The organism is Corynebacterium sp. HMSC074E01, assembly GCF_001808885.1.
Lineage (GTDB): Bacteria > Actinomycetota > Actinomycetes > Mycobacteriales > Mycobacteriaceae > Corynebacterium.
Genome location: NZ_KV794851.1, coordinates 1 through 662 on the forward strand (window position 1 = coordinate 1; position 662 = coordinate 662).

1 protein-coding gene is annotated in these 662 nt (G+C 54.7%); it reads left to right on the forward strand.

The window, feature by feature from the left end; translation table 11 throughout:
- Positions 1-124: 124 nt before the first annotated feature.
- On the forward strand, positions 125-358 hold the full coding sequence (locus tag HMPREF2537_RS08440) for a recombinase family protein (protein WP_224784272.1): 234 nt from the start codon (positions 125-127) through the stop codon (positions 356-358).
- The last annotated feature ends 304 nt before the right edge of the window (positions 359-662 follow it).

Below are 662 nucleotides of genomic sequence, written 5' to 3' on the forward strand. Positions count from 1 at the left end.
TTTAAGTTCAATGTTAGCTAAGGGCCTTATTAAAAGCGTTTGGCAACACGCGCTCCTATTTACCTTCGTATCTCGCGAGACGCTGACGTGGATGGCCTCACCATCGACCGGCAGCGTCAGGACTGTGAAGCCATTGCAAAGCAGCGTGGCTTGGACGTTGGACATAGGACATAACTACGTCGATCAGTCCATTTCCGCGTCAAAGAAGAATGTGGCTCGCCCCGACTACGACGCCATGGTGGCATCCTTTGAACGCGGCGAAATCGACGCGATCATCTGCTGGGACCTCGAACTACCCGCCCCACGTCGGTGGGTAGTCCGATCAGTCGGACAAAACTACTCCCGCACCACAGCGTAATAAGGGGTGCACCTTAAAAACATCCGGAGGTGGGGGTAACTCCCCCTCGTTGCCCAGAGACAAAATACGCCAGTGGCGTCTGTACGACGAGCCGAAGGTAGGACAAATTCCAATCCAGAGAGGTCTTGCACTGTTGCGGTGCGGTTGTCTTCTTTCTCACCGTATTGGACCCTGCGAAATTAATTGGATACGATAGGCCCATGTTGATTTCAGGTTCCGTTTTCATGCGGCCGCTCACCAGCCGCTAAGGCGGTTTTCTCCCTCCCGCAGGTTAGAAACCGCTCCGGTCCTTTAGCCGGGCGGC